The following is a 16,416-nucleotide window of genomic DNA, read 5'->3' on the forward strand; positions in this document are numbered from 1 at the left end:
TTCGATAGCATTTTTTTTGTTTTAAAATTTTAATAATAATCTTATTCCTTCCAGCGTACCGTTTCCATAATACGTGTAATATCCTTTTTTAAATATTCTGAAGCCGGATAAATAGAATCATAATTAGGTTTCGCATAGAAATAAAGTGAACCACTTAAAAAGTGATTAATACTATCTGTAACATAAAACTGAGATTGGGATGCAGCGTTTCCTCCAATTTCATATAACATACCATATACATTTGCTTCTTTGTTCTCAAATAACTGATGAGAAATTTCATCAGCTTTTATGGCGTGTTTTTGCGTAAGGTTTTGAGCATCTCTAAGTAAACTATCAATATTACCATTTTTAACTTCTTTATAAGTAAGATAAATAGTCGCTTTTAACGGTGTGTATTTAATATTAACACCATTAGTTTTACCTAATGATTTTACCGTTGTAATGGGATCTGCCAATTTGTTTTTTTCAAAAGAAAAAGGCAAAGGAAGAATCGCTTTTTCATAGACAGCGTTTGGATATTCGAGTCTTAAATAACCCATAGGTTTAGGTAAGGTGTCATCTCCGCAACCTAACATTAATACACTTAAAAGAGGTAAAACTATTCGTTTCATGTGTTTTATTTATTGTTTTTATAAGGCGCACATGGTGTTTGGTATTAACAACCCTTTTGAGTAATAATACCGTTTAACACGCCTGAATCATACTTGTGCATCTAATAAAGTGAGTTTTATTTGTTTAATACGTTTGCGTTCTAATGCTTCTACTGTAAAAACGTAATTTTTGAAATTTATTTTACTTCCTATTCTCGGAAATCCCCCTGAAATCTCTAAAACAAAGCCGGCGAGCGTTTCGGCATCTCCTTTTTTGGCTTCAAAATATTCAGCATCGTCTTCAATTCCGACTATTTTATAAACGTCCTTTAAAGGAGTCTTGCCTTCAAAACTATAATTGTTATTGTTTAGTTTGGTGTAAATTAAATCGTCATCATCATATTCGTCACTAATATCTCCAACAATTTCTTCAATGATATCTTCTAGAGAAACCAAGCCAGATGTGCCTCCGTATTCATCTACAACAACAGCAAGATGCACTTTTTTGGTTTGAAACTCTACCATTAAATCATCTAGTTTCTTGTTTTCGGGTACAAAGAAAGGTTCACGTAAAATAGTGGTCCAATCAAATGTCTTCTTATTTAAATGTGGTAATAAATCCTTTACATATAGGACTCCTTTTATAGTGTCTATACTTTCTTCGTAAACAGGAATTCTAGAGTAACCATTGTTAATAATTTGAGTAATAATGGTGTCGTAAGGAGTGTTTATACTCAAAGCAAATAAATCCATACGTGGACGCATTACCTGTTTGGTATCTGTATTCCCAAAAGATACAATGCCTTTTAATAGTTTTTGCTCCTCTTTCGTAGTGTCTTTATCATTCGTTAATTCTAAAGCTTGCGATAATTGGTCTACACTAAGATTAGAACGTTGTTTGCCAAATTTATTATGAATTTGAATCGTTACATAGCGCATTGGTAAACTTAAGGGTGATAAAAGGACATCTAAAACGCGTAGAGGTCTCGCCATAAATGAAGAAAATTTTACGCTATTTCTACTGGCATAAATTTTAGGAATAATTTCGCCAAACAATAAAATTAAAAATGTTGCAGAAATAACTTCAACCAAAAATCGAAAAAGGGTATGAGTAATGCTACTAAATAATGTTTCTCCTACATAAGCAAAGAGTAAAACAACTGCAATATTTATAAAGTTATTAGCGACTAATATGGTGGCTAGTAATTTTTTTGGCCGCTCTAAAAGCGTCGCAATAATTAACATAGCTGGTGACTTGTTTTCTAAGCCTTCGTCTAAGTTCGTTTTAGTTAAAGAGAATACAGCAACTTCAGCCCCCGAAATTAAAGCTGAACACGTGAGTAAAATTATAATTATAATAATACTTGTAATAAATGAAGCATTAGCGATTAATAAGGATGAAATTAAAACCGTGGGTTCTGGGTCCAAAATTAAGTGAGATTAAATGGTTAAAATGGTAAATCATCATTCCCTTCTGGTTCTGAACGCGTCGGTGCAGAAGGTTGCGATTGAGAAGTCGCATTAGATGGGTTAGACTTCTTTGACTGTTGTGATGGTTGTTGATCTGTTTTTGGCGTTAAGAATGTAAAATCATCACATTGAATTTCTGTAGAATAACGTTCCATGCCTTTATCATCGGTCCATTTTCTAGTTTTAATTCGACCTTCAATATAGACTTTATCACCTTTTGTAAGGTATTTTTCACAAATCTCCGCGGCTTTATTTCTAACTACAATATTATGCCATTCCGTATTAGATACGCGTTCATTAGTTTGCTTACTTACATAAGTTTCACTAGTTGCTAACGGAAAGCGACCTACACAGTTTTTATCATCAAAATAGTGCATTTTTACTTCGTCACCTAAGTTTCCAATCAACATTACTTTATTTAAAGTTCCAGACATAATAATTAATTTTTAATAAGTTGTAAAGTTACTCAATTGCGCAACCACTACTTTAAAAGTAGTAAAAAAATGTGATTTCTTTAGGGTTCTAAAAACTGAAATTTTCAATAAATTCACTTATAAGCACAGGAGATGGATAATTTGTAAGCGTTTTAATTAAAATCGCCTCTTTTGGAAGTGACGCTACCTCAATAATCCAAAATTTAGTATGTAAGTGCTGATGCGATAGTTTGTGCACAATATCTACTTCATTATATAAGGAATAATCTAAGGTTTCAGGTTTTAATACATAGTCTTCAAAATTTAAAAGATGAAACTCTTCTGCATTCAAACTTTTTTCAGATTCAATTAAAGGAAATTGAAAGAGATGTTGCCAAATACCTTTTTTAGTGCGTTTTTCGAAAAGTGTTTTTTATTAGGATCCATAAACACTAAAAAATTAAAGTATTTAACCGTGACTTTGGTTTTCTTCAACTTTACAGGAAGTACATCAACCATTTGATTTTGGAGTGCTACACAACTATCTTGAAAAGGGCAAACAGTACAATCTGGATTTTTCGGTTTGCATTGTATGGCACCAAATTCCATTATAGCTTGATTATATGTTGCCGGTTGTTTGTGGTCTATTAAGGTTGAAGCTAAAGATTTAAATTCTTTAATGCCTAAAGTTGAGTTTATTGGCGTTTCAATGCCGAAATAGCGCGATAATACGCGATACACATTGCCATCAACGACAGCAGCCACTTCATTAAAAGCAATCGAAGCAATGGCACTTGCGGTATAATCGCCAACTCCTTTTAATTTTAATAAGTCTTTATAGGTATTTGGAAATTTACCATCCAATTCATTAACAATATGTTTTGCTGTAAAATGAAGATTTCGAGCTCTAGAATAATAACCTAAGCCTTGCCATAATTTTAAAATTGATGTTTCAGAGGCATTAGCAAGGTCAAAAATTGTAGGGTATTGAGTAACAAATGCGTCATAATACGGTAATCCTTGCTTAACTTGGGTTTGTTGTAAAATTATTTCGGATAGCCAAATGTAGTAAGGATTGCTGGTTTCTCGCCAAGGTAACTCCCTCTTTTTGTCTGAATACCAGGTGATTAATTTGTGATTAAAATCCATTTAGTTTTTTTAATGAAAAGCAAAACTAAATGTTTATTGTGTTAAATTTTAATTAATTACGTTTGAACTATTGAAATTAAATTACCTATATTTGCATCCCTTAGAATTTATAGTAACCCTAAAACTAGTAAAAAATGACAAAAGCTGATTTAGTAGCGAAAATATCTGATAAATTAGGTATCGAAAAAGGTGATGTCCAAGCGACAGTTGAAACCTTTATGGAAGAAGTAAAAACATCTTTAGAGAGCGGAGATAACGTATATTTAAGAGGTTTCGGAAGTTTCATTATTAAAACAAGAGCTGAAAAAACAGGTCGTAATATTTCAAAGAATACTACAATAAAAATTCCTGCACACAACATTCCAGCATTTAAGCCTGCTAAAGTATTTTTAGAAGGAGTTAAATCTAATGTTGAGGTTAACTAAGAAAGCATTTAAACAAAATATTAATTTAAAAAGCATTATTTATTATGCCAAGTGGTAAAAAAAGAAAAAGACACAAGGTAGCGACGCACAAGCGTAAGAAACGTAGACGCGCTAATCGTCACAAGAAAAAATAAATTGTTAAAAGTAGTTTTATAACTACTTTTTTCAGTTTTAGAGAAACGTTCTTTGATATAGAATTTGCAGCATTTAATAGAGTGTTGCCAAATTTGTTGGATTCCCGATATTTATAATCGGGAGACCTGTGTCAAATAATTTAGTGAAATCCATCTATCTCAATGAAGAGCTAGATATAAATTAACATCATGAACAAGGAATTAATCGTAAGATCGAGTTCAGATATTGTTGATTTTGCCTTATTAAAAGATGGAAAACTTATTGAATTACACAAAGACGAAGAGGATAATAACTTTGCGGTTGGTGATATTTTTATTGCCAAAATACGCAAAGTCATCCCTGGTCTAAACGCTGCATTTGTTAACGTCGGCTATGAGAAAGATGGTTTTTTACACTATCATGATCTAGGACCGCAAATGCCTTCGCTTTTAAAATTCATTAAACGTGTAAGCACAGGAAAATTAAAGGATTATACCCTTAAAGACTTTCCTATGGAAAAGGATTTAGATAAAAATGGCAGCATTGCAAATGCCATAAAATCTAATCAATCCATTTTAGTACAAGTAGTAAAGGAACCAATCTCTACAAAGGGACCACGCATTAGTTCAGAATTGTCTATTGCAGGAAGATACATTGTCTTGGTGCCTTTTTCTAACCGTATTTCAATTTCTCAAAAAATTGAATCGCAAGAAGAAAAAGACCGCCTAAAAAGACTCGTTAAAAGTATCACACCTAAAGGTTTTGGTGTTATTATTCGTACAGTAGCGGAAGGCAAGAAAGTTGCCGAGCTCGATAGTGATTTACAGAATTTGCTGGATCGATGGACAGCAATGTGTAAAAAATTGTACAAAGCACATCACCCAACTAAAGTATTGGGAGAAATGAACAAAGCATCCTCAATTTTGAGAGATATTTTTAATGATTCATTCTCTGGTATTGTTGTAGATGATGAAGAAATGTATGTACAAGTAAAAGATTATGTGCAGCAAATTGCACCGAATAAGGAATCCATAGTGAAGTATCACAAGAATGGACCTATTTTCGAAAAATTTGGTATCGAACGCCAAATAAAAACATCATTTGGTCGTACAGTATCTATGTCAAGAGGTGCTTATTTGGTTATAGAACATACCGAAGCGCTTCATGTTGTAGACGTAAACAGTGGTAACCGCTCTAATAAAGAGAAGAACCAGGAAGATACGGCTTTAGAAGTGAACATGATTTCTGCTCAAGAAATTGCTAGACAATTGCGTTTACGTGATATGGGAGGCATTATCGTTATCGATTTTATCGATATGGGAAAAGCAGAAAACAGAAAAAAGCTTTATAATTATCTTAGAGATGAGATGAAAGATGATAAAGCAAAGCATAAAATATTGCCGCCGAGTAAGTTTGGATTAGTGCAAATAACCAGACAGCGCGTTAGGCCAGAACGCAATATTAAAACGAAAGAAGAAAATCCTAATGTATTAGGCGATGAAATCGAAGCACCAATTAAAGTGGTGGAACGTATTAATCAAGACCTACAAAGCATTTTGAAAAAAGACTATAAAAAGGTGACTCTTAATACACATCCTTTTATAGCAGCCTTTTTAACCAAAGGGTTTCCATCAGTGCGTTCAAAGTGGTTTATTGAACATAAAAAATGGGTGAAAATTTTACCTAGAGATGCTTACACTTATCTTGAATATCATTTTTACGATAAAAATGGTGACAAAATTGAATAATATCTATTAGAAAAGCCCAACTGAAAATTTCAGTTGGGCTTTTTACTTTTAAAGTAAATTTATATCTATTTGTAACGTCTTTTTGTATTCCAAACTAGTGAACTTGCGTTACCAAATTTTAACGTTTTCGTTCCTACTTTACTTTCTGTTACTGTTCTGTTACTTGTCTTCATAATTTTTATATTTAATGTATTGGGCTTTTTAAAGCGGGTGCAAATTTACGCCACTTATAAGCTTTAGAAAACAACAGATTTAATATAGTTATATGCTATATTAACTTTATTTCGTTTTTTTAACAAAATTTAAGATAAAATAAAATACTTAATAGAAAAGCCCAACTAAAATTTTTAGTTGGGCTTTCTTATAATCTATATTCTAAATTAGAATTAACCTCTAGACATAAATATTCTAAGGATATACCAAAACAATAGCATTAATGAAGCAAATAACCCTAAGGCTGCAGGAATGTAATCTTCCACTCCATAAGTTTTTACCAAATTAGATGTTTGATATAAGATTGATCCACCAGCCAATAAACACATCCCAACAGAAAACCATAAGCCTAGGTCAAAACCAAATAAGGTTCCTGCAACGATTAAACCAATAGCAATGAAAAACCCAATGGTTAATCCGGTTTTTAGAAATGAAAAATCAGTTTTTGTCATTAATACTGCAGCAGATAAACCTGTAAACAGTGCTAAAGTCACAATAGAAGCTTGATAAAGAATATCTGAACCAGAAGGTCCCATCAGTTCTGTTACCATGTATAGCATAGGTACAAAAATTAGGGCTTCAAAAAATATGTAGATGCCATAAGCTAGATACTGCATGTTTTTATCGGTCGTTTTCATAGCCATGCCTTCGGCATAATTTGTGGCTAACATAAAACCTCCAAGTAGCAATAGCCATTTATAGCCTTGTGTCATAGAGAGCATAAAACTGACGACCATTTCACTTTGGAGTAAAAGGTATTCAAATAAAATAAAGACAAGCACACCTCCGGCCACATGTGAGTATGTTTTTTTGTAAAAAGCAACGCGATCAACTTCAGACAGACTGCCGATCATAATTTTTCCTGGGAATTGTTGTTCCATTTTAGATTTAAGGATTGGTTAGTTTAACTAATGTATGTAATTTGAATAGTATTTCAAATAAAAAAAAGCTCCGATTACTCAGAGCTTTAGTTGTCTTTATATGTTTTAAGTTGTTAATCTCTACCACCAAACACTTGTAGTGCCCAATATAATAAAGAGGCTAATGCACCTATTGCAGCAACCAAATACGTTCTAGCTGCCCATTTCAATGCATCTTCAGAACCTTTGTATTCATCTGGAGTTAGCATGTTTTTATTCTTTAACCATGCTAATGCTCTATTACTTGCATCGTATTCTACTGGTAAAGTGATAAAACTAAATAGTGTCGCAAAGCCCATAAAAACTAAACCAGCAACGGCAACCCAATAGCCTAGTCCAACTCCTGCGGCAGCACCTAAAATTAAACCACCAATGACTAACCATTGCGACATTCCTGAGGTTACACTTACAATTGGTACTAACGCTGAACGCATACCTAATGCACTATAAGCTTGTGCATGTTGTACGGCGTGTCCACATTCGTGAGCAGCAACAGCAGCCGAAGCAGCGTTTCTTTGATTATAAACAGACTCACTTAAGTTCACTGTTTTATTTTTTGGATTGTAATGATCTGTTAATTGTCCTGGTGTAGAAATAACCTCTACATCAGTAATACCATTATCTGCCAGCATTTTTTCTGCAATTTCTCTTCCAGACAAACCATTTCGTAATTGTATTTTGGAGTATTTGGCAAATTTCTTTTTAAGTTGATTACTCACTAACCAGCTTACTAAAGCAATAGCACCAATTAGTATGTAATATCCTATCATTCCACTCATAATTTGAAATTTTTAATTCATGTAAATTTAATAAATGAATTGCAAATAATGAGCCAAATTTGAGTTAAGAAATTTTGTCAGGATTTAAATGACAACAACTGCTTTATATAGCATCAACAGACCAATTGAAGGCTTCAGCGATTTCTTCATAGACGATTTTACCTTTAACGATATTAAGACCTTTTGCTAAGGTTTCATCATTTTTACAAGCGGTTTCCCATCCTTGGTTTGCTAGGCGTAGCACATAAGGCAATGTTACATTAGTTAAAGCTAAAGTTGATGTATAGGGTACAGCACCTGGCATATTTGCCACACAATAGTGTACGACATCATCAATAATAAATGTTGGGTCTTCGTGTGTTGTTGCTTTAGTTGTTTCCATACAACCACCTTGATCGACAGCCACATCTACTAAAACAGTACCTGGACGCATATCTTTAAGCATATCTCTAGTGATTAATTTTGGGGCTTTCGCTCCTCTCACTAAGACACCTCCAATAATTAAGTCGTGATCTTTTATACGTTTTCTGATATTATATTCGCTTGAAAATTCAGTCACCACGTGGCTAGGCATCACATCATTTACATAACGTAATTGTTTCATGTTAATATCCATAACGGTTACCTGAGCACCTAAACCTGCAGCCATTTTTGCGGCTTGAATACCCACGACACCAGCACCTAAAATCAATACTTTTCCTGGAGGCACACCTGGAACTCCTCCCAATAATACTCCACGACCTTTAATTGGTTTTTCTAAATATTTTGCCCCTTGCTGAATAGCCATTCTTCCGGCAACTTCAGACATTGGAGTTAATAATGGTAAGGAACCATCTTTATCTTCAACGGTTTCATAAGCAATACAAACCGATTCACTTTTTAGCATGGCTTTAGTTAATGGTTCACTAGATGCAAAGTGAAAATAGGTAAATACAACATGATGTGATTGAATTAAAGGATATTCTTCAGCAATTGGTTCTTTTACTTTTACAATCATGTCGCTAGAGGTGTAAACGTCTGTTATAGTCTCTAAAACTATAGCGCCAGCATTTATATAATCTAAATCCGAGAACCCACTTCCAAAACCAGCATCTTTCTGAACATATACAATGTGTTTGTTTTTTGTTAGCTCGAAAACGCCAGATGGTGTCATACCAACTCTGTTTTCATTGTTTTTGATTTCCTTTGGAACTCCGATTTTCATTTGTTTTTTAAATTTAATAAATCTGTCAAATGGAATTCGCTAATTAAATTATCGATTAGATTCAATTTTTTAATTAAGCTCATTTCATAGGTTTTGTAGATTTTGAGATTAATATGAGTAAGAAAGTACCATCAAAAAAACTAGTTGTGCAAATTTTAATATAACGATGATTTTATTTTTATGAAATCAGTATTATGAAGCTTTAATTTTGAAAACTCTTAAAAATCGAGTTGTCTTTGGGAGCAATATGATATTGGGATAATAATAGAAATTTTTGAGGAAGTGGTGTTGTGATTATTGATGCTCTAAACAATATTACAAATAAAAATAGGGTTAAAGCTGAGGCATTAATAATCATACAGTGTTAAAGACACTTTAGAAACCTTCTCATTACTAAACTCAATATAGAGATGTTCTACTTGGTCGCTGTTAAATTGTGGCGCTAAGCCAAGTTCATATAATATGATGTCTTTAGTTAAAATATAACTTGGCTGACCTAAGCGTTTTATAACATTGGGTTTCGATTTGTTCAATAAAACACGAGAGTCAATAAGATCATCTACAATTTTATGACGCGTCATGGGTTGTGTTTGCCACTGTTTTTCGGTAAATCGTTCTTCAAAAAAGAAATGTATAGAGGTGCTAATTATAAATGCAGAAAAGAGTATTAGACCAATTTGATTGACCTGATTATTACGAAAATCAAAATAATCCTTTAACTGCTTAGGCTTCTTTCTTGGTGTTGGTTTCTCTAAAGATGGTTTATCTGAAATCATAAGGCTAGGCTTTGGTGAGTTCAGAATAACTTAAAAAATAATTTTCTTCGCATGGTGTTAAAGCGTGCGGATAACTAGGAATAAGTAGTACACCTTCGGGTGTTAAATTCCATGTTTTGTATTGCCAATAGCTGTCGTCAACAAAGGTTTCGCATTCTTCCTGTAGATCAGCTTCCGTATTATCATATTTGGTTTTAACTTTTGAAAGAAATCAACCTTCGGAAATAACGATTCAATCTTCTCAATAACTTCTAAGGTTTCAAGGTTAAAATTATAAGCAATATTGCCATGAGAAGGATGCGCGCCACCACAATAGACGCTGTAATATTTTAAATAACTTATAAATTTACTATCGACGAGGTTGATGTCGTATGAAATTTCGAACCAAGAATTACAATCTAAATTATCTTTGGCATCTTCCAAATGAATAGCATCTAAAATAGGATTAAAAACCGTACGTTGTTCTTTTGAAAATCCGTTGCCTAATCTAAATAAGGGGAGCTTAGAATATTTTTCATGAAACCAAACTAACTGTTTGTCCTTGTAATTAACGATACTATCTTTAATAAATGTCAGTTTAGGATTTCTGAATTCCTCTAAGGGCTCTTCTTCTGTTTCAGTTAAAATAACATAATAGGTTTCCTCTTTTAAAGTAAGATGTCCAATAAGTTGGTTGCCATTTTTAGTTAATTGAAAAACTTCATCAGCATCACTAACTCTGTCAGGACTGAAATAATAACCATCAATTAAAGTGATAGATTCATCATTATAGCGTCCTCTTAGAGGAATGCTAATCAATTTAGAATCGTAAAAATAATAACCTTCTAATTCGCCAGAAGTGGAGTCGTTATCATGTGGATAACTACTAAGTTCTAAATGAATAGGATAGTTGGAAACCGTGCCAACATAACTTTGAGACCAACTTATAATTGGCAACAAAGTTATGATGATATGTTTTAGAAGTTTACCCAACAATATTTACAATCTTACCTGGAACAACAATTACTTTTTTAGGTGTTCTGCCATCTAATTGTGCTATGGTTTTTTCGTGAGCCATAACGGTTTTTTCAATATCGTCTTTACTCATATCCATTGGTAATTCTAGTGTAAAACGCATTTTACCGTTAAAAGAAATGGGATATTTTTTACTGCTTTCGACTAAGTGACTGCCATCAAATATTGGGAATTGAACTGTTGATATCGAATTGGCATTACCTAATTGCGACCATAATTCTTCAGCGATATGCGGAGCATAAGGAGAAATTAAAATCAATAAAGGTTCTAAAATGTCTTTGCTTGTACACTTCTGAGCTGTTAATTCATTTACAGCAATCATAAAAGTAGAAACCGAGGTATTAAAAGAGAAATTCTCAATGTCTTCTTCAACCTTTTTAATCGTTTTATGCAATGTTTTTAAGTTATCTGCAGTCGGTTGTGCATTATTAACTTTTAGGCCATCATCACCAACATATAATTTCCATAGTTTTTTAAGGAAATTATGGACTCCTGTAATACCAGCGGTATTCCAAGGTTTGTATTGCTCTAATGGTCCTAAGAACATTTCATAGAGTCTTAAACTGTCTGCACCGTAATCTTCTACAATTTGGTCAGGATTAACCACATTGTATTTAGATTTTGACATTTTTTCTACTTCGCGAGTTACTTTATAAATACCTGCATTATTGGTGATGAAAACTGCATCCTGATAATCCTTGTAACGAATATCTGATATAAAAGAATTGATATCTAATTCATTTGTGCTTGGATTAATTAGGTTAACGTCAACATTCTTACCATGAGCTAATCCATCAGAATAATTAAGTAGTTTTATTTCAAAGTTAGAATCACTCGATCCTGAAGAAAAATTATTAGTGATTTCATCAATAGCTTTATAAACTAATGCTTGGGTTGTATTACCAGGACTATTTATCAAATTAAATTCAATAATATAATCCTTAACTGGTTCAATTTTAGTTTCACTAATAATCTTACCTGATTCGTCTTTTTCAATTACCTGCAACTCCATTTCTATTTTTATTGAATAGAAAAAAGCACTAGTCCCAAGTATCATTCCTTGGTTAATCAACTTTTTAAAAGGCTCTTCAACATTTACAAAACCGCGATCTTTCAATAATTTCACCCAGAAACGCGAGTAAAGTAGGTGACCTGTAGCATGTTCGCTACCACCAATGTATAAATCTACATTTTCCCAATACTTCAATGCATCTTCGCTAGCAAAAACACCATCTCTATTAGCCGCATCTTCCATGTAGCGGAAGAAATACCAAGAACTACCTGCCCAACCCGGCATGGTATTCAATTCTAAAGGGAAAACCGTTTTATGATCTATCAACTGATTACTGACCACTGAAGACTGATTTACGTCCCAAGCCCAAACATCTGCACGTCCTAAAGGTGGCTCACCTTCTTCGGTTGGTAAGTATTTTTCAACTTCTGGCAACACAATTGGCAAATGTGCCTTATCTATCATTTGAGGCATTCCGTTAACGTAATATACTGGGAATGGTTCTCCCCAATACCGTTGTCTAGAGAAAACGGCATCACGCAAACGGTAATTGGTTTTGCCTTCGCCTTGTCCTAATTGCTCTAATTGATAAATAGCGAGTTTAGACGCTTTTTTATAATTCATGCCGTTAAGGAAATCACTATTTGTAATTTTTACGTTGTCTTTAGAGGCATAAGCTTCTTCAGAAATATCGGCACCTTCAAATATATTTGGAATGGCAATATCAAAATGCTTCGCAAAATCGTAATCACGTTGATCTCCACAAGGAACCGCCATAACGGCACCTGTTCCGTAGCTTGCTAACACGTAATCGCCAATCCAGATTGGAATAGGTTCTTTAGAAAATGGGTGTTCAGCATAAGCACCTGTAAAGACTCCAGATATGGTTTTTACATCTGCCATACGATCGCGTTCGCTACGTTTCGCTGTTTTATCTATGTAAGCTTCAACGGCTTCTTTTTGTTCTGCTGTTGTAATTTGTGATACTAACTCGTGTTCTGGTGCTAGTGTCATAAATGAGACTCCAAAAATAGTATCTGGTCTTGTGGTAAAGACGTCGATTTTGTGAGACGTCTCGACTGCGCTCGACGAGACAGCAGGAATAACATTGAATGTTACCGAAGCTCCAACGGATTTACCAATCCAGTTTTTTTGAATATCTTTTAATGCATCGGTCCAATCAATGGTATCTAAACCTTGTAGTAAGCGTTCCGCATAAGCTGAAATTCGCATACTCCATTGGGTCATTTTTTTACGCACTACAGAATGGCCGCCACGTTCTGAAACTCCATTAACTATTTCGTCATTAGCTAAAACGGTTCCTAATGCTGGGCACCAGTTCACTTCCGTTTCGGCTAAATACGTTAATCTATATTTTAAAAGGATGTCTTGTTGTTGTTCTGATGAATAGTTATTCCAGTCTTCAGATGTAAATGATTCAATATTTTCATCACAAGCGGCATTTACCGTTGCATTACCTTTTGCAGCAAATTTTTCAACTAAAGTATCAATATGCTCAGCTTTGTTTGAATCGTTGTTGTACCAAGATTCAAATAATTGAATAAAAATCCACTGTGTCCATTTATAATATTCAGGATTTGAGGTACGCACTTCACGACTCCAATCGAAAGAAAATCCAATTTGATCTAACTGACGACGATACGTTTTTATATTCGCCTCTGTAGTTATCGCAGGATGCTGACCTGTTTGAATAGCATACTGTTCTGCGGGCAAACCAAAAGAGTCATACCCTTGTGGATGTAAGACATTAAAACCTTTGTGACGTTTATAACGCGCATAGATATCACTAGCAATATAACCTAATGGGTGGCCAACGTGCAAACCTGCTCCAGATGGATAAGGAAACATATCTAACACGTAGTATTTTGGTTTGTCACTTGTGTTAGAAGCTTTAAATGTTTGGTTTTTTGCCCAGTAGTCTTGCCACTTTTTTTCTATGGCGTTGAAATTGTATGTCATATTAGTTGTCTTTTCATGCAAAGGCGCAGAGTCGCAAAGTATATCTTTATGAAAGTTTTCTTTGCGTCTTAGCGCCTTTGCGCGAATTTGCCTTTACTTTAAAGCGCAAATTTAAACCTATTACAACACAATTAAAAACTAAACGTTGTATTGTTCAACATAAGCAAATTCTTTATTATTTTTACAGCATAAATCCACATTCATTTATGGCATCATCTTTTGACAAGTATCAAAAACGTAAATTGATATCATCTTACATCTCTGTAGTGATAAGTATCGCTTTGGTTTTGTTTCTTTTAGGCTGTTTAGGTCTTTTAGTTATCAATTCTAAAAAAGTGGCTGATCACTTTAAAGAGCAAGTGGTTATGACCATTTATTTAAATGACACAGCAAAAGAGGTTGAAGTCAATCAGCTAAAGAAAAGTTTAGCGATGGCAGATTATACCAAAGATGCGCTTTACGTATCTAAAGAAGAAGCTGCTGAATTTATGAAAGCAGAAACAGGTGAAGACTTTATGGATTTTGTGGGTTACAATCCTTTAAAGAATTCGATTGATGTACACTTAAAAGCCGATTTTGTAACGACAGAACAATTAACAGAAATCACGGAAGATCTTTCTAATAAAGCATTTATTGAAGAAATAAGATACGATAATGATTTAGTGGAACTGATGAATGATAACGTTAAAAAAATCACCTTTTGGGTATTAATTATTAGTGGTTTATTTACGTTAATTGCGGTGTTATTAATTAATAGTTCTATTCGTTTAGCGGTGTATTCTAAGCGCTTTATTATAAAAACCATGCAGATGGTTGGGGCGACGAAAAGCTTTATTCGAAGACCTTTTATTTGGAAAAGTGTGCAATTAGGAATCATAGGTGCTTTAGTTGCATTAGCAGGAATGGCGGTCGTTTTATACTATTTAGATATTACATTCCCAGAATTAGAATTACTGAAAAACACCGTATTGATTGCAGGTCTGTTTGTTGGTATTTTCGTTTTAGGTATTCTAATTACTTGGATTAGTACATTTATCGCAACGCAACGTTTCTTAAACTTGAAAACGGATCATTTGTATTACTAATTCGGTGACTTAACGTTGAATATTAAGACTATTTAATAAATCTTTGTAATATTGAAGTGTTAGGAAAATACTAATCTGAAGTCATATTAATAAATAAATCTGTTACTTTGCAACGGATTAAAGCATAGCTCAAAAAACCATGGGAGAACAAAAACGTAAGGAAGATTCTAAATCTGAATTTATCTTCGGAAAGAAAAACTATAAATTCTTATTTATAGGTTTAGCATTTATTGTTATTGGTTTTATACTAATGTCAGGAGGTGGTAGTGACGATCCTAATGTTTTTGATGAGTCTATTTTTAGTTGGAGACGTATTCGTTTAGCACCAACGCTTGTCTTAATTGGCTTTGGTATTCAGGTTTATGCTATTCTTTTAAACCCAAATAAGAAATAATTTTTATTGATTTATAAAATCACTAAACTCATTAGTAATTTGCTTTAAATAGATGGTTGTATTTGATAATGCATCTTCTAAGTTTTTGGCTTTAGTAATTATAGCGTCACTATAAGCGATTCCCATTTCATTGAGTTCTGCAGGAGTTACATCAATACTACCACAAAAAGCAGCTACTTTTATATGGTTTTCTTTTGCGGAAGTTAAGACTCCGCTTAATGTTTTTCCAGATAAGGTTTGATGATCTAATTTGCCTTCGCCTGTAATAATCCAGTCTGCATTTTTAATTTTAGTATCAAAATCTGCAATCTGTTTTATAAGATTAATACCAGGAAGAAGTTCGCCGTTTAAAAAAGCGATAGCACCTGCTCCCATTCCTCCAGCAGCACCAGCACCTTCAATATTTTGAGTTGTAAGATTAAAATGCTGATCTAATACTTTAGAGAAATTACGTAAACCTGTATCCAAATAATTAATATCAGCTTCAGTTGCTCCTTTTTGGTTGGCATAAATATGAGCCGCTCCGTTAGGTCCGTAAAGTGGGTTTGTAACATCGCAAGCGATTTGAAATTTAATAGATTTTAACCTTTTATCTACAAGCGTATCATCAATTTTACAAATAGTAATGAGCGCGCTACCAATTGGCTTTACTTCGTTGTTCTCTTGGTCTAAGAAACGATAGCCTAAGGCATTTGCCATACCAATACCACAATCGTTTGTTGCACTTCCTCCAATACCTAAAATAATATGCTGAGCACCTTTATCTATAGCTTTAAGAATTAACTCGCCAGTACCAAAAGTGGTGGTGTGCATGCAATTTTGATCTTTAGGTTGCAACAGTTTCATGCCAGACGCTTCAGCCATTTCAATAAATGCAATTTTAGAAGCTTTAGCATATAAAAAAGTTGCTTCAACAGTTTTAAATATAGGATTGGTAACATTAACGTGAATGATCTCTCCTTTTAAATAATAGTTGACTACTTCAATAGTGCCATCTCCACCATCTGCCAATGGTACGATTATTACTTTGGCTTTTAATGATGTTGTTAAAATGGGAGCAATGATATTACAAAACTCGAGTCCTGTTAACGAACCTTTATACTTGTCTGGTGCTAAAATAATTTTCATGC

Annotated in this window: 14 protein-coding genes and 1 pseudogene; 4 read left to right on the top strand and 11 right to left on the bottom strand. The window is 33.6% G+C overall.

Translation table 11 applies throughout. The annotated features are described in order from the left end of the window. Positions 1 to 41 precede the first annotated feature (41 nt). From gldD to mutY, 4 genes and pseudogenes are all read right to left on the bottom strand, one after another. Positions 42 to 611: a gliding motility lipoprotein GldD gene (gldD, locus tag ADIWIN_RS07800; RefSeq protein ID WP_020898117.1), complete on the bottom strand. Its 570-nt coding sequence runs from the start codon at positions 609 to 611 to the stop codon at positions 42 to 44. An 87-nt stretch (positions 612 to 698) separates the two neighbouring features. Next, on the bottom strand, positions 699 to 2,018 hold the full coding sequence (locus tag ADIWIN_RS07805; RefSeq protein ID WP_020898118.1) for a gliding motility-associated protein GldE: 1,320 nt from the start codon (positions 2,016 to 2,018) through the stop codon (positions 699 to 701). A gap of 20 nt (positions 2,019 to 2,038) precedes the next feature. Then, on the bottom strand, positions 2,039 to 2,494 hold the full coding sequence (locus ADIWIN_RS07810; RefSeq protein ID WP_020898119.1) for a single-stranded DNA-binding protein: 456 nt from the start codon (positions 2,492 to 2,494) through the stop codon (positions 2,039 to 2,041). Between the two features lie 88 nt (positions 2,495 to 2,582). Beyond that, a pseudogene (gene mutY / locus ADIWIN_RS07815) lies at positions 2,583 to 3,622 on the bottom strand (A/G-specific adenine glycosylase). Between the two features lie 134 nt (positions 3,623 to 3,756). Between mutY and ADIWIN_RS07820 the strand changes: the two are divergent. Further along, a complete protein-coding gene (locus tag ADIWIN_RS07820) occupies positions 3,757 to 4,047 on the top strand; it encodes an HU family DNA-binding protein (protein WP_008270198.1) in 291 nt (96 codons plus the stop codon). Positions 4,048 to 4,370: 323 nt separating this feature from the next. Next, positions 4,371 to 5,909, top strand: a complete 1,539-nt coding sequence (locus ADIWIN_RS07825; RefSeq protein ID WP_020898122.1) for an Rne/Rng family ribonuclease — start codon at positions 4,371 to 4,373, stop codon at positions 5,907 to 5,909. Positions 5,910 to 6,295: 386 nt separating this feature from the next. Here the strand turns inward: ADIWIN_RS07825 and ADIWIN_RS07830 are convergent, their stop codons facing one another. From ADIWIN_RS07830 to ADIWIN_RS07855, 6 genes are all read right to left on the bottom strand, one after another. Next, positions 6,296 to 7,003: a Bax inhibitor-1/YccA family protein gene (locus tag ADIWIN_RS07830; RefSeq protein ID WP_020898123.1), complete on the bottom strand. Its 708-nt coding sequence runs from the start codon at positions 7,001 to 7,003 to the stop codon at positions 6,296 to 6,298. A 113-nt stretch (positions 7,004 to 7,116) separates the two neighbouring features. Beyond that, positions 7,117 to 7,812 carry a zinc metallopeptidase gene (locus ADIWIN_RS07835; RefSeq protein ID WP_040756752.1) on the bottom strand — a complete coding sequence of 232 codons (696 nt, stop codon included), beginning with the start codon at positions 7,810 to 7,812 and terminating at the stop codon, positions 7,117 to 7,119. Between the two features lie 112 nt (positions 7,813 to 7,924). Beyond that, positions 7,925 to 9,025, bottom strand: coding sequence for an alanine dehydrogenase (ald, locus tag ADIWIN_RS07840; RefSeq protein ID WP_020898125.1), 1,101 nt, complete (start codon positions 9,023 to 9,025; stop codon positions 7,925 to 7,927). Between the two features lie 347 nt (positions 9,026 to 9,372). After that, positions 9,373 to 9,801 (bottom strand): hypothetical protein, encoded by a 429-nt coding sequence (locus ADIWIN_RS07845; protein ID WP_020898126.1) that lies wholly within the window; start codon positions 9,799 to 9,801, stop codon positions 9,373 to 9,375. A gap of 102 nt (positions 9,802 to 9,903) precedes the next feature. Further along, positions 9,904 to 10,740: a polysaccharide deacetylase family protein gene (locus tag ADIWIN_RS07850; protein WP_152487233.1), complete on the bottom strand. Its 837-nt coding sequence runs from the start codon at positions 10,738 to 10,740 to the stop codon at positions 9,904 to 9,906. A gap of 25 nt (positions 10,741 to 10,765) precedes the next feature. Continuing rightward, positions 10,766 to 13,807, bottom strand: a complete 3,042-nt coding sequence (locus ADIWIN_RS07855; protein WP_020898128.1) for a leucine--tRNA ligase — start codon at positions 13,805 to 13,807, stop codon at positions 10,766 to 10,768. A 206-nt stretch (positions 13,808 to 14,013) separates the two neighbouring features. On the opposite strand from ADIWIN_RS07855, the gene ADIWIN_RS07860 reads away from it, so the two are divergent. Then, complete coding sequence (locus tag ADIWIN_RS07860) at positions 14,014 to 14,892, top strand: cell division protein FtsX (RefSeq protein WP_020898129.1); 879 nt, start codon at positions 14,014 to 14,016, stop codon at positions 14,890 to 14,892. A 139-nt stretch (positions 14,893 to 15,031) separates the two neighbouring features. Further along, positions 15,032 to 15,286 carry a DUF3098 domain-containing protein gene (locus tag ADIWIN_RS07865; protein WP_020898130.1) on the top strand — a complete coding sequence of 85 codons (255 nt, stop codon included), beginning with the start codon at positions 15,032 to 15,034 and terminating at the stop codon, positions 15,284 to 15,286. Positions 15,287 to 15,289: 3 nt separating this feature from the next. On the opposite strand, the gene ADIWIN_RS07870 is transcribed toward ADIWIN_RS07865, so the two are convergent. Next, positions 15,290 to 16,414: a glycerate kinase gene (locus ADIWIN_RS07870; RefSeq protein ID WP_020898131.1), complete on the bottom strand. Its 1,125-nt coding sequence runs from the start codon at positions 16,412 to 16,414 to the stop codon at positions 15,290 to 15,292. Between the last annotated feature and the right edge of the window lie 2 nt (positions 16,415 to 16,416).

The organism is Winogradskyella psychrotolerans RS-3 (genome assembly GCF_000427335.1).
Taxonomy (GTDB): domain Bacteria; phylum Bacteroidota; class Bacteroidia; order Flavobacteriales; family Flavobacteriaceae; genus Winogradskyella; species Winogradskyella psychrotolerans.